The sequence below is a fragment of the Nonomuraea sp. PA05 genome (assembly GCF_008086045.1).
Taxonomy (GTDB): Bacteria; Actinomycetota; Actinomycetes; order Streptosporangiales; family Streptosporangiaceae; genus Nonomuraea; species Nonomuraea monospora.
Genome location: NZ_VSEY01000055.1, coordinates 1 through 17326, shown reverse-complemented (window position 1 = coordinate 17326; position 17326 = coordinate 1). Strand labels below are relative to the sequence as shown.

The following is a 17326-nucleotide window of genomic DNA, read 5'->3' as shown; positions in this document are numbered from 1 at the left end:
CCACACCGCCCCGCGCCCCACGCCGCCCCGCGCTCCACCCCCGCACACCAGCCCCAACGCGGCACGCCCCCGCAAGCCTTAGGCTTCGGTCATGACCAGCCAGCCGCCGAGCCCGCCCCCGCAGCCCGAGCAGCCCGCTGAGGCGGTGCCCACGTGCTACCGGCACCCCGACAGGGAGACCTGGGTACGTTGCCAGCGTTGCGACCGCCCCATCTGCCCCGACTGCATGCGTGACGCCGCCGTGGGCTTCCAGTGCCCCGAGTGCGTGGCGGAGGGCAACAAGGGCATCCGACAGGCCAAGTCCGCCTTCGGCGGCGGCGTCGTCCGCACCCCGTTCGTGACGTACACGCTGCTGGTCGCCAACGTGCTGATCTTCAGCGCGCAGTACCTCATCGGCGACCGGATCACGGGCGAGCTGGCGATGTGGCCGGCCGGCGTGGCCGTGTACGGCGAGTACTACCGCCTGATCACGGCGGCGTTCGTGCACGGCGGCGTTTTCCACATCCTGTTCAACTGCTGGGCGCTCTTCGTGGTCGGCCCGTACCTGGAGCGCGCCTTCGGCCACATCCGCTACACCGCGCTCTACCTGATCAGCGCGATCGGCGGCTCGGTGCTCGGCCTGTGGCTCGACCCGCTGGGCCAGCCCACGGTGGGCGCGTCAGGGGCGATCTTCGGCCTGTTCGGCGCGGTGTTCGTGGTGGGCCGCAAGCTCAACATGGACGTGCGCGGCATGGCCGTGCTCATCGCGCTGAACCTGGCCATCACGTTCCTGGTGCCGGGCATCAGCTGGACGGGCCACGTCGGCGGCCTGATCACCGGTTCCCTGCTGGCGGGGGCGCTCGCCTACGCCCCCAAGAACAACAGGGCCCTCTGGCAGGTGCTGGCGATCGTGGCGATGCTGGTGCTCCTGGCCGTGCTCGTGCTGGTCAGGACGCAGGCGATTCTCTCCCTGCTCTGACCTTCCCCAGGCTGTGGAAAAGGCTGTGGAAAGAACTAACGCCAGCGGGTGGAAAGAACCACACCGAAGATGATGAAAACAAACCCGATCAACAGGTTCCAGTTCTGGAGGTCGCTGAAGAACGGCGCCTGCGGTGCGACGTAGTAGATCGCGATCCACAGGATGCCGATGATCCAAGCGGCGACCATCGTGGGGGCCAGCCAGCGCGGGCTGACCTTGACCTGCTGAGACCTCTGCGGCGGCGTGTAAACCGCCTTCTTGCGAGCCTTGGACTTGGGCACTGGATAACTCCTGCTGAGGGCCTGGGCATCCGGATCGTCCACAGGCTCTTCGTTTAGCGTAGTTGAAGCGTGCCCCAGGATAGTCGCCACGCGCACGTCATGGCGATCCCCGGTGCCCGGATCGTGGCCGAATAACCTGATCGCATGCGGGCCACGCTCCGGGCCGTGGGGGAGCTCAGCATCACCGCGGGCCTGATCCTCATGCTGTTCTGCGCGTATCTGCTCTGGGGCACGGGCGCCTACACCCAGAGCCAGCAGTCGCTGCTCAGGAGCGAGCTGGCGGCCAGGAAACAGCGTCCGCAGAAGGCCGTGCCCGGCCAGGCGCTGGCGATGCTGCGGATCCCCAGGCTGGGCCGCGACTACCAGTACGCCGTGGTCGAGGGCGTGGCGGCCGACCAGCTCAAGAAGGGCCCCGGCCACTATCCGGACAGCGCCATGCCGGGCCAGGTCGGCAACTTCGTGCTCTCGGGCCACCGCACCACGTACGCGGCCCCGTTCAACGAGATCGACGAGCTCGAACGCGACGACGAGATCGTGGTCGAGACCCCCGAGGCCCGCCACACCTACCGGGTGACCTCGCAGGACATCGTCAAGCCCGACGAGATCGAGGTGCTCGCCCCCGTGCCTGGCAAGCCGGACATCCGCCCCATCCGCGCCTTCATCACACTGTCCACCTGCCATCCCGAGTACTCGGCCGCCGAGCGCCTCATCGTCTACGGCGTGCTGAAGGAGAGCGAACCCCGCGAGGAGTGACATGTACGCCTGGCTCTGGCGCAAGCTGCCCGGCCGCCCTGCCGCCCGCGTGCTGACGGCCGTCGCGCTGGCCGCCGCCGCAGGGGTCGTACTCTGGTACGCGGTGTTCCCGCTTCTGGAGCCCGTGGTGACGCTGGACGAGGTGACCGTAAGGAAATGACGCGCGTGCTGGTCGTGGACAACCACGACAGCTTCGTCCACACGATCGTGCAGTACCTGCGCGAGCTGGGCGCCGACTGCGACGTGCGGCCGCGCGACGACGTCCGCGTGCACGACGCCGACGGCTTCGACGGCGTGCTCGTCAGCCCGGGCCCAGGCACCCCTGAGGCGGCCGGTGTGAGCGTCCCCCTGGTGCACCACGCGGCCGGGAGCGGCAGGCCGCTGCTCGGCGTCTGTCTCGGCCACCAGGCCATCGCCGTGGCCTACGGCGCCACCGTGGCCCGCGCGCCCGACCTGTTCCACGGGCAGACGAGCGCCATCACGCACGACGGCAAGGGCGTGTTCGAGGCCCTGCCGTCACCCGTCCGCATGACCCGCTACCACTCGCTGGCCGTGCTGCCCGAGACCGTCCCTGCCGTGCTCGACGTGACCGCCCGCACCCAGGACGGCGTCATCATGGGGCTGCGGCACCGCCGGGCGCCCATCGAGGGCATCCAGTTCCATCCGGAGTCCGTGCTGTCGGAGCATGGTCATCGGCTGCTCGAAAATTGGTTGCGCGGAATCGTGTAACAAATGTCTCGCGCAGAGCGACGTACAAGTGAGCGTCCCCGCCGTTGCCCCCGAGCGGCGGGGGCGTTCTTTGCTTTCCCCGGCACATGCGGAAGGGCCGCCCCGCAGGGCGGCCCTCCACCGTGCTCTCAGCCGCCGAAGCCGCCGCCGAGCCCGTCGTCGCCGATCGGGTTGTCCTCGGTCGGCTCGTCGGACGGGATGTCGTCGGTCGGCTCGTCGGACGGGAAGTCGTCGCTCGGCTGCTCCGTCGGGAACGGGTCGGTCGGCTGCTGCTCGGGGCCGGTGGACACCACGATCGTGATGGTCGTGCCCGAGGTGAACTTCTCCCCCTCGCCGGGGTTCTGCTGCACCACGGTGCCCTCGGGCGCCGGGTCGGCCTGCCGGACCACCTTGGCCTTGAAACCGGCCCCGGTGAGCGCGGACTTGGCGTCGGCCTCGGTGAGGCCGATCACGCTGGGCACCTCGCTGAGCGCCTTCGGCACGAACAGGGTGACGGAGCCGCCCTCCTCGATCTCCGTGCCGGCCTTGGGGTCGGTGGCGACGACCGTGCCCTGCGGCTTGCTCGAGTTGCGCGTCTTGATGACGCCGCTCAGGCCCGCCTCGTCCAGGACCTTCTCGGCATCCTCCTGGGACATGCCGATCAGGCCGTCCGGCACCTTGACCTTCTTGGGGCCGCTGGAGACGTACAGCTTGACCGCCGAGTCCTTCTCGACCTTGGTGCCGGCCTTCGGGTCCGTCCGGATGACGGCGTCCTTCTCGACGTCGGAGCTGGGCTCCTTGACCACCTCGACCTTGAGCCCGAGCGTGGTGAGCTGCTCCTCGGCGTAGGACTGCTCCTGCGAGGCCAGCTCGGGGATGGCGATCTGGCTGTCGGTGGGCGTGTTGCCGCCGCTGAACACCACGTAGCCGATGGTGATGAAGCCGCCGATGATGAGCAGCGGGATGATGATCCACAGCGCCGTCTTGAGCGCGTTGTTCCCACCCGAGGCCCTGCGCCGGCCGCCGCGCCCGCCGCTGCCATCGTCGTACTCGTACGGCGGGACCGCGGTGGTGCGCTGCGTGGCCGGGCCCTGGGCCGCCTGCGTGGCGGTCATCATCCGGGTGCCCTGCCCGAAGTTGCCCTGCATCGCCATCGTCTGGGCGTCGACCGGCATGCCGGACATCGCGCGCTGGATGTCGGCGCGCATCTCGCCCGCGTTCTGGTAGCGGTGCGCCGGGTCCTTCGCCATGGCCTTGAGCACGATGGCGTCGGCCCACTGCGGGATCTCCGGGTCGATCTGGGACGGCGGGATGGGCTCCTCGCGCACGTGCTGGTAGGCGATCGCGACCGGGGAGTCGCCGGTGAACGGCGGCTGGCCGGTCAGCAGCTCGTACAGCACGCAGCCGGTGGAATAGATGTCGCTGCGCGCGTCGACCCGCTCGCCGCGCGCCTGCTCAGGCGACAGGTACTGGGCGGTGCCGATCACCTGGGCCGTCTGCGTCATCGTGGCCGCGGAGTCGGCCATCGCGCGGGCGATGCCGAAGTCCATCACCTTGACGTCGCCGGCTCGCGTGATCATCACGTTGGCGGGCTTGATGTCGCGGTGCACGATGCCGCCGCGGTGGCTGTAGTCGAGCGCCCGCAGGATGCCGTCGACCAGCTCGGTCGCCCGCTCGGGCAGCAAACGCCGGTCCTGGCGCAGCAGGTCGCGCAGCGTCCTGCCGTCGACGTACTCCATCACGATGTACGGCACGGGGGTGCCGTCGGTGACGTCCTCGCCGGTGTCGTAGACCGCGACGACGGCCGGGTGGTTCAGTGAGGCCGCCGACTGCGCCTCACGGCGGAACCGGGCCTGGAAGGTGTGATCGCGCGCCAGGTCGGAGCGGAGGGTCTTGATCGCGACTATGCGGTCCAGCCGGATGTCTCGGGCGCGATACACCTCGGCCATGCCGCCGCGCCCGACGACACCGTCGAGCTCGTAGCGACCTCCGAGTAGCCGAGGCTGAGTCATTTCCTGCACTGTCCCTTACCGTTCATCTTGGGTACCGGCCTGCTCGGGGGGCCGCCGGTGTCCATCATCGACCCCATGGCGCATCACGTCTCCTCCTTGGGCGGGTTCGTATCACCCGGGTCCGGCGAGGCGGTGGGTGTCGGAGTTGTCGGTGTAGTGGTGGGCGTCGGGGTCGTCGGGGTGGGAGTAGGGGTCCGGGTGGTGGTACGGGTCGGTTTCGGCGTCGGCTTCTTCGTGGGAGTAGCCGACTTGCTTACGGTAGCCGACGGCGAGGGTATAGGGTTCGTCGACTTCACCGGAACCACCGGCGGACGCCGCGTCTTCGTCTTCGTCTTGGTCGGCCGCACCCGCTGCCGCGTGGGCGCCGACGTGGGGGGCGGTTGCACCGGCTCCGCCACCTCGGGCGCCGTGCGCGGCTGCTCCCGGCTGGCGAATGTCACCGCGGTGAGCCCCACCGCGGCCACGCAGCCCGCCGCGGCCACCAGCGCCAGCGTCCTGGCGCCCCTGCGCCCGCCTGACGACCGCCCGCCCGATGCCCGCCCGCCCGACGGCCGCTCCTGCACGGTGGTGGCCGGCGCGAGGTCGTCGGTGTCCCGCTCGTCCTCGGGGGTCGGCTCGCGGACGCGGAAGCCGCCCGGGTCGGTCAGCATGCTGAGCTCGGGCACGTGCTCGACGCCCGCCAGCGACTCGCGCAGCACGTACGCCCGGTCGGCCACCTCCAGCGCCGAGCCGGGACGCTGCGCGGGCTCCTTGGCCAGCAGCGCCATGACCAGCTCACGCACCGGCGCGGGCACGTCTGCGCCGAGCGGCGCCGGCTGCTCGTTGAGGTGCTGCAGCGCGATCGCCACCTGGCTGTCCCCGCGGAACGGCGTGCGCCCCGTCAGGCACTCGTAGGCCACCACGCCCAGGGAGTACAGGTCGGTCGAGGGCGTGAGCGGGAAGCCCTGCGCCTGCTCGGGGCTGACGTACTGGGCCGTGCCGAGCACCGTGCCGGTCTGCGTGACCGGCGCGGCCTCCAGGGCGCGCGCGATGCCGAAGTCCGTCACCTTGATGGCGCCCTCGGGGGTGACCAGCAGGTTGCCTGGCTTGATGTCGCGGTGGATGATGCCCGCCGAGTGGGCCGCCTGCAGCGCCTTGGCCGTCTGGTGCACCACGTCGAGCGCCACCTCGGGCCCGATGGCCCCGTTGCGCGCCAGGATGGCCGACAGCGGCTCGCCGTGCACCAGCTCCATGACGAGGTAGGCCAGCTCGCTCTGCTCGCCGTAGTCGAAGATCTGCGCCACTCCCGGGTCCGCGAGCGCGGCCGTCAGCCGCGCCTCGTTGCGGAACCGCTCGCGGAAGGTGGGGTCGGCGTAGATGTGGCTGCGCAGGATCTTCACCGCCACCTCGCGCCCGAGCAACTCGTCGCGGGCACGCCACACTTCTCCCATACCGCCCGTGGCGATGCGGGAGACCAAGAGGTAGCGGTTACGGAGCCGCATGACCCAGCAGGTTACCGTCAATCACTTGTTCAGCACCGCCTCCAGCACGGCCTTTGCGATCGGCGCGGCGGTGTGACCGCCGGTCGCCTCCGCGCCGACGTTGGCCGCACCGGACTCGACGATGACCGCCAGGGCCACCTTCGGGTCGTCCGCGGGCGCGAAGGAGATGAACCAGGCGTGCGGCGGCGCGCCGGTGGCGGTCTCCGCGGTGCCTGTCTTACCCGCTACTTGGACGCCCGGGACCTGCGCCAGGTTGGCGGTGCCGTTGCTCACGACGCTCACCATCATCTCGCGCAGCTTCGCCGCCGTCTCGGAACTGACCGCATCCGTCTTCAGCTCCTCGGGGTCGGCCTCTTCGAGCGCGTCGCCCTTGGCGTCGGTGATCTTGTTGACCAGGTACGGCTTCATCACCGTGCCGTCGTTGGCGATGCCGGCCGCGATCATGGCCATCTGCAGCGGCGTCATCCGGTTGTCACGCTGCCCGATCGAGGCCATGGCCAGCGCGGCCTTGTCGTAGTCCTTGCCGAAGTCGCTCTGCGCTGCGGCCATCGGCACCGACACCGGCGTGCCCATGCCGAACTTCTCCGTCTGCTCCTTCATCGTCTCGAAGCCGAGCTCCATGCCCATCGAGGCGAAGGGGGTGTTGCAGGACTTCTCCAGCGCGTACACCAGCGTCACCTGGCCGCTGCCGCAGGCCGAGCCGCCGTAGTTGGGCAGGCTGATGTTCGTGTTGGGCAGCGGCAGCCGCTGCGGAGCCTCCACGTTGGTCTGCGGGCCGCGCGAGGAGTCGGCCTCCAGGTAGGCCGCCATGGTCACGACCTTGAACGTCGAGCCGGGCGGGTACGTCTGCGAGATGGCGCGGTTGAGCAGCGGCTGGCTCTTGTCGGCGTCGAGCTGGTCGTACCTCTTGAAGACCGTGCCCTTGTCGGTGCCCGACAGCTCCGCCGGGTCGAAGGTGGGCAGCGAGACCATCGCCAGGATCGCCCCCGTCTTGGGGTCCATCGCGATCACGGCGCCGCGCTTGCCGCTGTTGCGCAGCGCGTCGTAGGCGGCCTTCTGGGCCTTCGGGTTGATCGTGAGATCGACGCTGGCGCCCCTGGTGGGCTCGCCGGTGAACAGGTCGATGCTCCGCCGCAGCAGCAGGTCGGCGCTGGAGCCGTCGAGCAGCGCGTTCTCGCTGCGCTCGATCGCGCTCTCGCTCTCGGGCGAGAAGTAGCCCGTGACGTGCGCGTACAGCTTGCCGTCGGTGTACTTCCTGACGAACTTGAAGTCGTTGTCCTTGGTCTCGACGGACTGCGCCAGCACCTTGCCGCCGGCCGTGATGCGGCCGCGCTCGATGGCGTAGCGGTCGAAGTAGTTGCGGGTGTTGCGCGCGTCCGTCCGGTACTCCTCCGCCCGTACGGCCTGGAGGAAGTTCACATTGATCATCAGCAGCGCGAACATGGCCAGACAGGCCACTGCCACGCGCTTGAGAGTGCCGTTCATCGCTGGAACACCTGCGTCAGTCCTTCGTTCTGGATCGCCTGGGGCGGGGGGCGTCTGGCGGCATCTGACGTTCGTACCAGCAGCGCGATAAGGATCCAGTTAGCCAGGAGCGCCGAGCCGCCCTGGGACATGAACGGCGTCACCAGACCGGTCAGCGGGATGAGGTTCGTCACGCCCCCGACGATGATGAAGACCTGCCAGGCCAGGATGAACGACAGGCCGCCCGCCAGGAGCTTCGAGAAGGGGTCGCGGGCCGCCAGCGAGGTGCGCAGACCGCGCTCGACGATCAGCGCGTAGATCATCAGGATCGCCATCAGCCCGGTCAGGCCGAGCTCCTCGCCCATGGCGTTGAAGATGAAGTCGGAGAAGGCCAGCGGGATCAGGTCGGGGTGACCCTGGCCAAGGCCGGTGCCCAGGATGCCGCCGGCGCCCAGGCCGAACAGGCCCTGCATGATCTGGTAGCTGCCGCCGAACTCGCGGTCGTAGTACTCGCTGGCGCCCGGGTTGAGCCAGACGTCGAAGCGGTCGCCCACGTGCGAGAAGATCTGCCCGGCCAGGAACGCGCCGCCGACGAACAGCAGGATGCCGATGAGCACCCACGACGTGCGCTGCGTGGCGACGTACAGCATCACCACGAAGCCGCCGAACAGCAGCAGCGACGAGCCCAGGTCCTTCTGCAGCACCAGGACGCCGATCGCGACCGCCCAGGTGATCAGCACCGGGCCGAGGTCGCGCGCCCTGGGCAGGTCGATGAACAGCAGCCGCCGCCCGGCCAGCGCCAGCACGTCGCGCTTGGCGACGAGGTAGCCGGCGAAGAAGACGACCAGCGCGATCTTGGCGAACTCGGCCGGCTGGATGGTCGCCGAGCCGAACCCGATCCAGATCCGCGCGCCGTTGATCTCCTTGCCCAGCCCCGGCACCAGCGGCGAGACCAGCAGGACCACGCCCACCAGCCCGGCCGTGTACGTCAGCCGCTGCAACGCCCGGTGATCACGCAGGACCAGCAGCGTCACGGTGAAGAGCACGACCCCGATGCCGGTCATGACGATCTGGTTGGTGGCGGAGGCGCCCCGCATGCCGATCAGGTCGGACTGCTCCAACCGGTAGATCATCACCAGGCCGAGACCGTTGACCAGCGTCACCAGGGGCAGGATCAGCGGGTCGGCCCAGGGCGCGAACTTGGCCAGCACCAGGTAGGCGGCCAGCATCAGGCCGCCCAGGCTCAGCCCGTACGTCAGCATGCCGGCGGGGACCTGGCCGTCGATCGCCAGGCCCACGTTGGCGTACGCGCCCATGATGATCAGCACCGCGAGCGCGAGCATGATCAGCTGCGCCCCGCGCCGCTTGGCCGGCATCGGGACGGGGGAGACCGCGACTTCGCTCATCTACTGCTGTTTCGTCTTCGTGGCGGTGGCGGATGGCGAAGGGGAGTCCGTGGGGGAACCGCTCGCCTCCGCGGTGGGCTCTTCCTTCGGCTCCGACTCGGAGAACTTCAAGCTGTTGATTTTCGTCACGCCCTCGGCCTCGGTGGTGACGGGGATGCCGCTCCTGATCAGCGCCTGGTCGGCCTCGGACAGCTTGGACAGCTGCTTGCCCGTGGGCTTGGAGACGTGGAAGAGCGGAAAAGGCCCCAGCTCCCTCTGGATCCCTTGGAACACGACCACTTCGTCGCCCCTGGCACCGACGAAGAACTGGTCCTGGGTCCACTGATATCCAAAGTAACCGCCGACGCCGACGGCGACGATGCCTACGCCGAACACGGTGACCAGCACGGGCCACACACGACGACGCCTGCCCGACCGCCGGGACGCCTGGGGGGCGTCCTGCTCATCGAACGGGTCGTCGGTGATCACCGGCTGGGGTGCGGTCACCGCGTTGACTCGCCCCGGCGAGGTGTCCTGAGGACTACCGTGCAGCCTGGTCATGCCCGCGGCGCCGACCACGGCGGCCTCGGCGGGCACCTGCTGCCCATCGGTGATCTCCAGCACGTCGGCCAGCACGCATGTGATGTTGTCGGGCCCGCCCCCTCTGTTCGCCAGGTCGATGAGCTGGCGGACGACCTCTTCAGGATCGTCGATGTTGGTGAGCGTGGCGTGCAGCGTCTCGGCGCTCACCACGCCCGACAGGCCGTCGGAACACAGTAGGTAGCGATCGCCCACCTGCGCCTCGCGGAGCGTGAGGTCGGGATCGACCTCGCCGCTGCCGTCGAGCGCGCGCAGCAGGATCGAGCGCTGCGGATGCGTGGCCGCCTCTTCCGGCGTGATGCGCCCGTCGTCGACGAGTTGCTGCACCAGCGTGTGGTCATGCGTGATCTGGTAGAGCTCCCCGCGTCTGAGCAGGTAGGCGCGCGAGTCGCCCACGTGCACCAGGGCGACCTGGGTGCCGTTCCAGAGCATGGCCGTGAGAGTCGTGCCCATGCCTTTGAGGCTGGGATCCCGCCCCACCATCTCGTGCAGCTTGCGGTTGGCGTCGCGTACCGCTGCCTCGATGGCGTTGAGCAGGTCACCCCCCTGTTGGGCCTCTTCCAGAGAGGCCATGGCGGCGATGGCGACTGAGCTCGCCACCTCACCGTGTGCGTGCCCGCCCATGCCGTCGGCGACAGCGAGCAGGCGGCCGCTAGCGTACGCCGAGTCCTCGTTACCTTCGCGGAGGAGGCCGACGTCCGAGCGGGCGGCGTAGCGGAGTGCGATGGTCATTTGCGCAATTCAATGACTGTCTTGCCGACGCGGATCGGAACACCGAGCGGCACCGGGGTCGGGCGGGTGACTTTCGAGCGGTCGAGATACGTGCCGTTGGTGGACCCAAGATCTTCCACGATCCATTGACCGTCCTGAGGGAAGAGCCGGGCATGCCGGCTGGAAGCGTAGTCGTCGGTGACTACCAGCGTGGCGTCATTGGCCCGGCCAATGGTGATGGGCGTCTCCGTGAGGTCGATGGTGGTGCCTTGGAGTGGGCCACCTGTGACGATGAGCTGGCGTGGCTCGCCCTTCTTGCTCTTGGGCTTGGCCACGGGTTTGGCGACTTTCGCGGCCTTACGTGCGCCCGCGGGAGCCGTGCGTGAGCCGAACAAGTCAGTCCGGATCACGCCGACTGCGGCAATGACGAAGAACCACAGCACCGCCAGGAAAGCGAGCCGGATCAGCAGCAGCGTGAGCTCGGACATGGACCGTCTGTCTACCCCTAATCGCGCCGGAACACCAGAGTCGTGCGCCCCAACGTCACTCGCGTGCCGTTCTGGAGCTCGATCCTGCGTACCGGCTGGCCATTGACGAAAGTGCCGTTCGTCGATCCGAGATCCACGAGAACCACAGTCTGGCCCTCGACGCGCAGCTCCGCATGGTGCCGCGAGACTCCTGGATCGACGAGACGAAGATCGCAGTCGGTGCCCCTGCCGAGCAAGGTCACCGGAGTGGTGAGCTCGTAGGAGCGGTCGCCCTGCGGATCATCCTGGGTGGAGACGAGCAGCCGTGGCCGCCCGTTGAACGCGTGCGGCCTCGACGGAGGCAGGTCGCTCGCCGGCTGGCGGATCTCGTCCTGCTCGACCGTCGCGCCACGGATGACGCCCGATCTGATGCGGAACAGACCCACAGCCAGGTCGCCGGCGGTCTCGAAGCGGACCCGGACCGGTCCCACAAAGGAGTAGCCCTGTTCCTTGGCGTACTCCCTGGCGAGGTTGGCCAGTTCGTGGCTGATGCTGTCGGCGTAGACCTCAAGCCTCTCGCTGTCGGTCGTGGACAGCTCCACCACGAAGTCGTTGGGCACGAGCGTGCGACCTTGAGCGACGATCGCCGCACGCTCATCCATCTCCCGCTGAACCGCGCTGGCGACCTCGACCGGCTGAAGGTCAGATTTGAACGCCCGCGCAAAGGCTCCCTCCACCAGGCCTTCGAGCCTTCGCTCGAAGCGCTGAAGGACTCCCACCGGGTACCTCCCTTCCTCCGTGCATAAATCGCGGCCCCGAGACGCTATCGGCGCCCGGTCTCCGCTCGTTCCACGTCACGGCCGCCAGGCGCTCGTCGGCCCTCGCGCCCAGCTCCTCCGCTCCCGTGTCTTATGCGATCGTATCCGGGTTCAGTACCAGTGGCTGTTCCGTGCTAATGTTCTTTCCGCACCCACAAGGGCGGGTGGCGGAACGGCAGACGCGCACGGTTCAGGTCCGTGTGTCCGAAAGGACGTGAGGGTTCAAATCCCTCCTCGCCCACTCGGGTCACCGATGAAATCGGCAGACCCACATTGACGAAAGCAGCCCCGGTTCGCAAGAGCCGGGGCTACTTCTTTGTCACGACCTTGTCAGTGAGGGCTGTACTCCGCATGGAGACCCTAGATGCCCTCACTTGCAGACAACTTTCGAATGGCTTGAGTGATTTAGCTCACACTCTCGCTTGAGAGGGAAACGGGGGCGCGCGGCTTTCACGCGCCCCCGCACACCTGTTCTACGCCGCCCTGGTGTCGAGCAGCTCGCCCACCAGGTCGGTGAGGCTCACCATCCCGATGACGTCCTGGGCCGCGTTCGTCACGAGCGCCAGGTGCGACCTGGCCTCCTGAAGCGCCGTGACGGCCTCGGGAACCTGGGTGGTGCACGCCAGCCTGGGCAGCGGCCTGACGAGGTCCGCCGCCATGCTCTCCGGCTTCAGCAGGGCCTCACGGACGTGCAGAGCGCCCTCCACGCCGTTCTTGCCCTCGACCAGGAGCCTCAGGTGGGCGCTGCCCGCCGCCGTGGACCTGATCTGCGCGGCCGTCGCCGTCGCCGGGACCTTGACCGCCTGGTCGATGGGCACCATGAGGCGCTCGATGCCCTCGTCGTCCAGCCGCAGGGCCCTGGTGAGGAGATCGTGCTCCTCCCGGTCCAGCAGGCCCATCCGGCCCGACTCGCCCACCAGCATGGCGAGCTGGCGCGGGGTCCTGGTCGTGGCCAGCTCGTCCCTCGCCTGCACGCCGAACAGGTGCAGTATCAGGTTCGTCAGCGCGTTCAACGTCGACAGCAGCGGGCGCATGACCGTGGTGAAGGCCCTGAACGGGAAGGTCAGCAGGAGCGCCGCCCGCTCGGGGTGGGTCAGCGCCCAGGACTTCGGGGCCATCTCGCCGATCACCATGTGCAGGAACGTCACCAGCGCCAGGGCGATCACCAGGGCGATGGGCAGCCGCATGGCCTCGGGGACGCCGATGGCGGCGAAGACCGGCTCCAGGTAGTGCTCAAGGGCGGGCTCGGTCACCTGACCGAGGCCCAGGGTGCACAGCGTGATGCCGAGCTGGGCGCCCGCCAGCATGAGCGAGAGCTGCCGGCTGCCGCCCGCCGCCGACCTGGCGGCGAGCCTGACGAGCCGGTTGCCGCCCACGGCCATCTCCTCCAGGCGGTGCCTGCGGGAGGAGACGAAGGCGAACTCCGCGGCCACGAAGAGCGCGTTGAAGGCCAGCAGCGCGAGGCTTAGAATGATCATGGTCATCGGGACGTCGCCTCCGCGTGCCGCAGCGGCGTCAGGCGCACCCATTCGGGCACCCGCCTGTTGAGCGAGATCACTGTCAGCTCCGCCTGGTGGTCCTCCACGTCTTCCGCGAAGGGGTCGGTGTTGGCGTCGATCGGTACGGTCACCGTGTCGCCCGGGGCCGGCATCCTGCCCAGCCTGGCCAGGACCAGCCCGGCGAGGGTGTCGTAATCGTCGCTCTCCGGCAGCGACACCCCCGTCGCCCGCTCCACCTCGTCGAGACGCAGGCTGCCCGGCACCTCCCAGACGCCGCCGGGGTGCCCGACGGCGCCCACCGGCTCGGGGTCGTTCTCGTCCACCAGCTCGCCGACCAGCTCCTCGGCCAGGTCCTCGATGGTGATGACGCCCGCCAGGCCGCCGTACTCGTCGATGACGCAGACGATGTCGTCCTTGGCCGCCCGCATCCTGTCGAGGACCGCGGGCAGCGGCACCGAGTCGGGCACCAGCAGGGCCGGGCGGGTGATCGCGGCGACGCTGCCCTCCTCCAGGCCGGAGGCGAGCAGCTCGCGGACGCCCGTGACACCGGCCACGTCGCCGTCCTCGCCCACCACCGGGTAGCGGGAGTGGCCGCACTCGCGCATCACCGTCAGCAGGTCGCCGATCGGCTGCGAGGCGCGCAGGACCACCACCCGCGGACGGGGCACCATGATCTCCTCCGCGGTGCGGTCACCGAACTCCAGCGCCCGCTCCAGAAGGTCGGAGAGCCGCTCGGGCAGCTCGCCCGCCTCGGTCGACTCCGCGATGATGCGCGACAGCTCCTCGGGGGTGGCGCCGTGCTCCACCTCCTCCACGGGCTCGATGCCGACGCGCCGCAGCAGGCCCGTGGCGGCCGAGTCGAAGAACTTGACCACGGGACCCACGATCGCCAGGTAGATCAGCGTCGAACGGGCCAGCGCCTTGGCCACCTGCTCGGGCCTGGCGATGCCCAGGTTCTTGGGCGCCAGCTCGCCGAACACCATCTGCACCACGGTCGCCACGAAGACGCCGATGGCCACGGAGAAACCCTTGATCATGGCTTCGGACAGGCCCGCGCCGACCAGCCACGGCCGGACGATCGTGGCGATCGCCGGCTCGGCCAGGAAACCGACCAGCAGCGCCGTCACCGTGATGCCCAGCTGGGCGCCGGAGAGCATGAAGGACAGGCGGGAAGTCACTTGGAGCGCCTTCTCGGCGGAGGTGTCGCCGGCGGCGGCCTGCTCACGCAGCGCCCCCCGGTCGGCGGCGACGAAGGCGAATTCCTGGGCGACGAAGTAACCGGTCGCCGCGGTGAGAAGCAAGAGGGCCAGCAGCCCGAGATAGGCGCTCACCGCAGTGAGCCCTCAGAGGAACCCGTGCCCGAGCACGGGCGAAGACTCCACGGGTCCGGATCGGACACGATCATCCCTTCGATAGAGGTCGTCCATAACCGTAACGACGCAGGTGGCAACTATGTTTCCGCAGTGACTCTCAGCTAGTTCCGCGTACTTTTCCGTGGAGAAACCTTGGCGGAACGTCTTCACTGCCGTGGGGTTGGACGTAGCGTCTATGACAAGCGAAGGGAAGAAGGCGAAGTGACCGAGGACGACCGGACCCGGGCCATGCGCTCACCAGGCGACGGCCGCCCGCTGCCACCATGGCCCAGCGACGGACTGCGCTCGGGGGGCGCGCCCGCTCACCGGCCTCCCTCGGGAGGGCCGGGAGCGCCCACGCACCAGCTTCCCAACGCCGCCCACGCTCCGGAGTCGCCGCGCGCCGACGAGCCGCCGCGGGCCAGCTCGCGGGTCTACGGGCGCGAGCGATCCGGCAAGAGCCCGGTCAGGCCGATGAGGTCGCGCGGCGAGGAGCCGCCCAAGGGCCCTGGAGGGTCCGGCGGGCGCGGCGGGCCCAAGGGGCCGCGCAGGCGGATCTCCTGGAAGGCGATCGCGGCCGTCGTCGCCGGGCTGCTGGTGGTGTTACTGGTCGCGGCCGTCGCGCTGTTCTTCGTGATCGACTCGCGGCTGGCCGGCATCGACGGGGTGCTCGACGACTACGACGGCAGGCCCGCCGACACCCCCGGCACCAACTGGCTGCTCGTCGGCTCCGACAGCCGCAAGGGCCTGACCGCCGCCCAGCGCAGGAAGCTGGCCACGGGGCAGGCCGCCGGGCAGCGTACGGACTCGATGATGCTGCTGCACATCCCCGAGGGCAGCGACAAGCCCACGCTGGTCAGCCTGCCGCGCGACTCGGCCGTCACCATCCCCGGCAAGGGCCGCAACAAGCTCAACGCCGCGTACGCCATCGGCGGCCCCAGGCTGCTCACCCAGACCGTGGAGACGGTCACCGGGGTGCACGTCGACCACTACATGGAGATCGGCTTCGCCGGGTTCGTGGACATCGTGGACGCCATCGGCGGCGTCGAGATCAACGTGCGGGCGGCCGTGGACGACCCCAAGGCGGGCCTCAAGCTGAAGAAGGGCGTCCAGGAGCTCAGCGGCTCCCAGGCGCTCGGCTACGTACGCACCCGCAAGGGCGGGGCGCTGCCCGACTTCGAGCGGACCAAGCGGCAGCGGCAGTTCCTCGGCGCGGTGGTGAAGAAGGCCGCCAGCCCGGGGGTGCTGCTCAACCCGTTCACCTCGGTGCCGCTGGCGTTCAGCGCCACCGATGCGGTCGAGGTCGACTCGGGCACGGGGGCGTTCAACATGCTCTCGCTGGGGCTGGCCATGGGTGACAGCCCGGTGACCACGGTGGTGCCGTTCGGCGGCAACGAGTCGATCCCCGGCGCCGGCTCGGCGGTCAAGTGGGACAGGACCAAGGCACTGGCGCTGTTCAACGCGTTGAAGGAGGACAAGCCGGTGCCGAAGGACGTGGTGGACGCCGGCTAGTCGCCACCTCCGTCGCCGCCGTCCCCGCCGCCGCCCCCGCCCGATGAGGAGGATCCGGTGGTCATGACGGCGGACTCGATGGCGGCGATGGTCTGTGCCACCGCGTCGGCCGCCCACGAGCCTCTGGCGATCTCCTTGACGCGTCTCCTGCTCGCGCCGGGGAACGCCTTTCGGCTCAGGCCGGCCGCGCGCGTGATCGCGATCAGGGCGGCCGTGCGGTCGTCGGGGTGAGCGCCCGCCAGGACGGCGGACACGCGCTCCCTGACGTTCGCCTCCGCCCCGGGGTGCGCCTCCGGCCAGCGGGTGACGGTGAACAGGCCCAGCACCCTGCTCCGCTGTTCGCTCAGGATGCCCGCCGCGACCAGCCGGGAGAGCAGCCGGCCGCGCAGCTTGCCCGACTGCAGCTCATGCACCCACCAGGCCGGGCTCCTGCCGGAGCTCTTGGCGGCGATGAGGGCCAGGGCGGCGTCCAGTTCCTCGTCGCCGAGCGGAGCGGAACTCGTGACCGTGAGCTTCTTGAACAGCCTGCCCGCCAGCTCCACGCGCCGGGCGATGGCCAGCTCGGCCAGGATCGCGCCGGCGAGGGCCGGGTCGAGCTGGGTGATGTTGATGAGCGGCTTGCCCTTGTCGTCGCTGTAGGCGAGCAGGAGGAGCTCCTCGGCGATCGTCACCGTCATGCCGTGAACACTAACCTCCCAGCCATGAGCATTTCGGAGAGGTTGCACGCCATCGGTCGCCCGCTGCTCCAGGCGCAGCTCGACCATGCCACGGTGGCCGGGATCGGGCGCGGTGACCTGCCCGAGCGGGTGTTCCGGTCGTGGCTGGAGCAGGACTACCTGTTCCTGCTGGACTACGTGCGGGTCTTCGCCCGGCTGGCCTGGCAGGCGCCCGACGGGCACCTGGGGGACCTGGTGGACCTGGCGCACACCACCTTCCACGACGAGCTGAGCCTGCACCGGTCGATGTCGGCGGAGTTCGGGGCCGACCTGGAGGGGGCGGTGAAGGGGCCGGCCTGCGAGGCGTACACGGGGTTCCTGCTGGAGTCGGCGGCCTCGTACGGGGAGGGGCTGGCGGCGCTGTACCCGTGCATGTGGGGATATTCCAACCTCGGGCGGATCCTGGCGGAGAACCCGCCCGCGGAGCCGCGCTACCGGGCCTGGGTGGACACCTACGCGGATCCCGGGTTCGCGGCGCTCACCGCGCGGATCGGGCAGATGATCGACGAGGCCCGGCCGGACGCGGACCGCGCCGAGGAACTGTTCACCGAGGGGATGACGCACGAGCTGGCGTTTTGGTACGTGCCGTGAGCGGATCTGGGACGTGCC

General features: G+C 69.5%; 17 protein-coding genes and 1 tRNA gene. 7 read left to right on the top strand and 11 right to left on the bottom strand.

The genetic code is table 11. The features are described 5' to 3' along the window. Positions 1-91: 91 nt before the first annotated feature. Complete coding sequence (locus FXF51_RS52525; protein WP_148442373.1) at positions 92-958, top strand: rhomboid family intramembrane serine protease; 867 nt, start codon at positions 92-94, stop codon at positions 956-958. A 35-nt stretch (positions 959-993) separates the two neighbouring features. On the opposite strand, the gene FXF51_RS52520 is transcribed toward FXF51_RS52525, so the two are convergent. Further along, positions 994-1239: a cell division protein CrgA gene (locus FXF51_RS52520; protein ID WP_148442372.1), complete on the bottom strand. Its 246-nt coding sequence runs from the start codon at positions 1237-1239 to the stop codon at positions 994-996. Positions 1240-1383: 144 nt separating this feature from the next. Here FXF51_RS52520 and FXF51_RS52515 point away from each other — a divergent pair, with 144 nt between their 5' ends. From FXF51_RS52515 to FXF51_RS52510, 3 genes are read left to right on the top strand one after another with little or no spacing between them, the layout of a single operon-like run. Continuing rightward, positions 1384-1992 carry a class E sortase gene (locus FXF51_RS52515; protein WP_148442371.1) on the top strand — a complete coding sequence of 203 codons (609 nt, stop codon included), beginning with the start codon at positions 1384-1386 and terminating at the stop codon, positions 1990-1992. Between the two features lies 1 nt (position 1993). Continuing rightward, entirely contained in the window at positions 1994-2152 is a 159-nt protein-coding gene (locus FXF51_RS61435; RefSeq protein WP_187415044.1) for a hypothetical protein, read from the top strand. Then, positions 2149-2721 carry an anthranilate synthase component II gene (locus FXF51_RS52510; RefSeq protein WP_148442370.1) on the top strand — a complete coding sequence of 191 codons (573 nt, stop codon included), beginning with the start codon at positions 2149-2151 and terminating at the stop codon, positions 2719-2721. Before FXF51_RS61435 ends, FXF51_RS52510 begins: the two co-directional genes overlap by 4 nt. Positions 2722-2849: 128 nt before the next feature. Here FXF51_RS52510 and pknB read toward each other — a convergent pair whose 3' ends face one another. The 7 genes from pknB to FXF51_RS52475 all read right to left on the bottom strand — a co-directional run bounded on the left by pknB (position 2850) and on the right by FXF51_RS52475 (position 11599). After that, positions 2850-4712 carry a Stk1 family PASTA domain-containing Ser/Thr kinase gene (gene pknB, locus FXF51_RS52505; RefSeq protein WP_148442369.1) on the bottom strand — a complete coding sequence of 621 codons (1863 nt, stop codon included), beginning with the start codon at positions 4710-4712 and terminating at the stop codon, positions 2850-2852. Positions 4713-4795: 83 nt separating this feature from the next. Further along, positions 4796-6193, bottom strand: coding sequence for a serine/threonine-protein kinase (locus tag FXF51_RS52500; protein WP_148442368.1), 1398 nt, complete (start codon positions 6191-6193; stop codon positions 4796-4798). Between the two features lie 21 nt (positions 6194-6214). After that, complete coding sequence (locus FXF51_RS52495) at positions 6215-7678, bottom strand: peptidoglycan D,D-transpeptidase FtsI family protein (protein ID WP_148442367.1); 1464 nt, start codon at positions 7676-7678, stop codon at positions 6215-6217. After that, complete coding sequence (locus FXF51_RS52490; RefSeq protein WP_148442366.1) at positions 7675-9063, bottom strand: FtsW/RodA/SpoVE family cell cycle protein; 1389 nt, start codon at positions 9061-9063, stop codon at positions 7675-7677. Before FXF51_RS52490 ends, FXF51_RS52495 begins: the two co-directional genes overlap by 4 nt. Then, positions 9064-10374 carry a Stp1/IreP family PP2C-type Ser/Thr phosphatase gene (locus tag FXF51_RS52485; RefSeq protein WP_148442365.1) on the bottom strand — a complete coding sequence of 437 codons (1311 nt, stop codon included), beginning with the start codon at positions 10372-10374 and terminating at the stop codon, positions 9064-9066. Continuing rightward, a complete protein-coding gene (locus FXF51_RS52480) occupies positions 10371-10841 on the bottom strand; it encodes an FHA domain-containing protein (protein ID WP_148442364.1) in 471 nt (156 codons plus the stop codon). Before FXF51_RS52480 ends, FXF51_RS52485 begins: the two co-directional genes overlap by 4 nt. A gap of 17 nt (positions 10842-10858) precedes the next feature. Beyond that, a complete protein-coding gene (locus FXF51_RS52475) occupies positions 10859-11599 on the bottom strand; it encodes an FhaA domain-containing protein (protein ID WP_080044004.1) in 741 nt (246 codons plus the stop codon). 197 nt (positions 11600-11796) lie between these two features. Between FXF51_RS52475 and FXF51_RS52470 the strand changes: the two genes are divergently transcribed. After that, positions 11797-11879, top strand: a tRNA-Leu gene (locus tag FXF51_RS52470). 232 nt (positions 11880-12111) lie between these two features. Here FXF51_RS52470 and FXF51_RS52465 read toward each other — a convergent pair. Both FXF51_RS52465 and FXF51_RS52460 read right to left on the bottom strand, forming a co-directional pair. Further along, the gene (locus FXF51_RS52465) at positions 12112-13122 is read right to left on the bottom strand and encodes a hemolysin family protein (RefSeq protein WP_148442363.1); all 1011 of its coding nucleotides are present in this window, start codon (positions 13120-13122) and stop codon (positions 12112-12114) included. Beyond that, positions 13119-14468: a hemolysin family protein gene (locus tag FXF51_RS52460; protein ID WP_148442362.1), complete on the bottom strand. Its 1350-nt coding sequence runs from the start codon at positions 14466-14468 to the stop codon at positions 13119-13121. Before FXF51_RS52460 ends, FXF51_RS52465 begins: the two co-directional genes overlap by 4 nt. 243 nt (positions 14469-14711) lie before the next feature. Between FXF51_RS52460 and FXF51_RS52455 the strand changes: the two genes are divergently transcribed. Beyond that, positions 14712-16001, top strand: coding sequence for an LCP family protein (locus FXF51_RS52455; protein WP_262380461.1), 1290 nt, complete (start codon positions 14712-14714; stop codon positions 15999-16001). Here FXF51_RS52455 and FXF51_RS52450 read toward each other — a convergent pair. Further along, positions 15998-16678 carry a GOLPH3/VPS74 family protein gene (locus tag FXF51_RS52450; protein WP_148442361.1) on the bottom strand — a complete coding sequence of 227 codons (681 nt, stop codon included), beginning with the start codon at positions 16676-16678 and terminating at the stop codon, positions 15998-16000. The two genes, FXF51_RS52455 and FXF51_RS52450, sit on opposite strands and share 4 nt — an antisense overlap. A gap of 24 nt (positions 16679-16702) precedes the next feature. Here FXF51_RS52450 and FXF51_RS52445 point away from each other — a divergent pair, with 24 nt between their 5' ends. Then, positions 16703-17308 (top strand): TenA family protein, encoded by a 606-nt coding sequence (locus tag FXF51_RS52445; protein ID WP_148442360.1) that lies wholly within the window; start codon positions 16703-16705, stop codon positions 17306-17308. Positions 17309-17326: the final 18 nt, after the last annotated feature.

Bases quoted from the DNA above. Each gene is read 5' to 3' on its own strand.
- FXF51_RS52525 (WP_148442373.1), top strand. From the start codon at position 92: ATGACCAGCCAGCCGCCGAGCCCGCCCCCGCAGCCCGAGCAGCCCGCT.
- FXF51_RS52515 (WP_148442371.1), top strand. From the start codon at position 1,384: ATGCGGGCCACGCTCCGGGCCGTGGGGGAGCTCAGCATCACCGCGGGC.
- FXF51_RS61435 (WP_187415044.1), top strand. From the start codon at position 1,994: ATGTACGCCTGGCTCTGGCGCAAGCTGCCCGGCCGCCCTGCCGCCCGC.
- FXF51_RS52510 (WP_148442370.1), top strand. From the start codon at position 2,149: ATGACGCGCGTGCTGGTCGTGGACAACCACGACAGCTTCGTCCACACG.
- pknB (WP_148442369.1), bottom strand. From the start codon at position 4,712: ATGACTCAGCCTCGGCTACTCGGAGGTCGCTACGAGCTCGACGGTGTC.
- FXF51_RS52500 (WP_148442368.1), bottom strand. From the start codon at position 6,193: ATGCGGCTCCGTAACCGCTACCTCTTGGTCTCCCGCATCGCCACGGGC.
- FXF51_RS52495 (WP_148442367.1), bottom strand. From the start codon at position 7,678: ATGAACGGCACTCTCAAGCGCGTGGCAGTGGCCTGTCTGGCCATGTTC.
- FXF51_RS52490 (WP_148442366.1), bottom strand. From the start codon at position 9,063: ATGAGCGAAGTCGCGGTCTCCCCCGTCCCGATGCCGGCCAAGCGGCGC.
- FXF51_RS52485 (WP_148442365.1), bottom strand. From the start codon at position 10,374: ATGACCATCGCACTCCGCTACGCCGCCCGCTCGGACGTCGGCCTCCTC.
- FXF51_RS52480 (WP_148442364.1), bottom strand. From the start codon at position 10,841: ATGTCCGAGCTCACGCTGCTGCTGATCCGGCTCGCTTTCCTGGCGGTG.
- FXF51_RS52465 (WP_148442363.1), bottom strand. From the start codon at position 13,122: ATGACCATGATCATTCTAAGCCTCGCGCTGCTGGCCTTCAACGCGCTC.
- FXF51_RS52450 (WP_148442361.1), bottom strand. From the start codon at position 16,678: ATGACGGTGACGATCGCCGAGGAGCTCCTCCTGCTCGCCTACAGCGAC.
- FXF51_RS52445 (WP_148442360.1), top strand. From the start codon at position 16,703: ATGAGCATTTCGGAGAGGTTGCACGCCATCGGTCGCCCGCTGCTCCAG.